Below are 1,611 nucleotides of genomic sequence, written 5' to 3'. Positions count from 1 at the left end.
GGGTATACCCTGAGTGGCAGTAAAACCAGCCCACCGCCGGCGATACACCTTAAAGGCCAGTGGCTAAAAGATGCGGGTTTTGAGACCGGCTTCACCTTTACCGTCAAAATCTTAAACGGCTGTTTGGTGTTGATACCGGACAGCGAAGACATTCGAGCGATGAAGCAACAAAACCAACAACAGCAAGCGCAACTGAGTGAGATAAAAAACTCTATGCGCGAACTGATGGCGGAGTATGTCAGAGGCTAGAAAGCTTGATTGTATAACTTTTATCAAATCCAAAAGAAATTAATGATCTTCTGGATTTGATATTTCAATAAACAATTAATTAGTATAGTAATTATTTACTATAAATTCACATTGCTTATATAATGACTTTAATTGAATATGTTTCACATTCATCTTGGTAATTTTATTTTTAATTTTATTTATTTCACTTAGCATAAATAAATCACCATCATTTATTTTATCCCAACCATCTTCATCAACTAAATCGAAATAGCTTAGAAAAATACTTTTTTCATCCAAAGATAAAGTTATATTGCTACTATTATCACATTCATAGTTTAAGTCATCAAAAAAAACTAGATTTTCAAAGGGCATAATTAGCAAAAAACCTACCATTTTCTTATTTAAAAATATAAATTCAAAAAAGTCGTGAATCTTTATTCTTTTAATATCTCCGTTCAAATTTATATTAGATAAGCATAGTAAATAATTTCCGTCGCGACTTAGATATCTAAAATCACATGGTGATACTGCATTAAATTTAATCGGATTTATAATTTCAATAGATGCATCTGTAGAATCAAAGGATAGTATAGTATTTAACACTTCAGGATTAAAATAATTTTTATCGGGAACGTACAAAAATGCCCCAACCAACAAATTGTCTGATCTATCAAAGGTATAGCCATCATCACTTATATAATGGCTACTACCAATGTATTCAGGTGAAAAATAGTTATTTAAATCATCAGCAAAAATATCATTGGAAATTATGACCTTATCAAATGTCCATTTAGCTACTGATTTTATCTTTTTTTTGGGTGTGAATTTTATTTCAACGCTTTCACCATCGGTGTTTATATAATACATATTTTATGTTATCACTCACTTTTCCAAATAGACTCAGCTTTTGGAACAGTACCTGATTTACTTGGTATTGTTCCTGACACGATACTTTCAGAAGTAACAACTCCACCTCTTGGAGTATTTGGTATACTACCTAAAGGTACTCGTCCTTCACTACCCAAAGGACCATAGTTAGTTACTACCCAACCTTTTTCTGAACCTTTAGTTCCCACGATTACAACATTTTCTCCATCATGGAAAATTAACCTAGGATTCTTACCTCCACTTCTAAAGATCTCTTTAGGATTATTAATTATATTTTCGATATCTTTAACATTTTCAAAATGGCCATGCCTAACTCTAGTATGCAATTTTCCAGAAGCTATTTTATCAGACAACCCCTCAACTACTTTTCTCTCTTCAGTATTCAGCGCAGATATATATGGACAACACGCCAACCCAAATGGATCTATAAATCCAACAGGATCATGCACATACCCATACGGATTAAACCCTCCCAGCAGGCCTATGGGATCT

General features: G+C 33.1%; 2 protein-coding genes and 1 pseudogene. 1 reads left to right on the top strand and 2 read right to left on the bottom strand.

Annotated elements, in window-relative coordinates; genetic code table 11:
- Positions 1–9: 9 nt before the first annotated feature.
- Positions 10–249 (top strand): SymE family type I addiction module toxin, encoded by a 240-nt coding sequence (locus PR675_RS20790; protein WP_272526481.1) that lies wholly within the window; start codon positions 10–12, stop codon positions 247–249.
- 75 nt (positions 250–324) lie between these two features.
- Here the strand turns inward: PR675_RS20790 and PR675_RS20785 are convergent, their stop codons facing one another.
- Positions 325–1,098, bottom strand: coding sequence for a hypothetical protein (locus PR675_RS20785; protein ID WP_076914852.1), 774 nt, complete (start codon positions 1,096–1,098; stop codon positions 325–327).
- An 11-nt stretch (positions 1,099–1,109) separates the two neighbouring features.
- Positions 1,110–1,611: pseudogene (locus PR675_RS20780) on the bottom strand (hypothetical protein); the annotation flags it as partial.

The organism is Providencia sp. PROV261, assembly GCF_028477945.1.
Taxonomy (GTDB): Bacteria; Pseudomonadota; Gammaproteobacteria; order Enterobacterales; family Enterobacteriaceae; genus Providencia; species Providencia stuartii.
The sequence above is the reverse complement of the archived record's forward strand: the minus strand, read 5'-3'. Positions and strand labels throughout refer to the sequence as shown.

Bases quoted from the DNA above. Each gene is read 5' to 3' on its own strand.
- PR675_RS20785 (WP_076914852.1), bottom strand. From the start codon at position 1,098: ATGTATTATATAAACACCGATGGTGAAAGCGTTGAAATAAAATTCACA.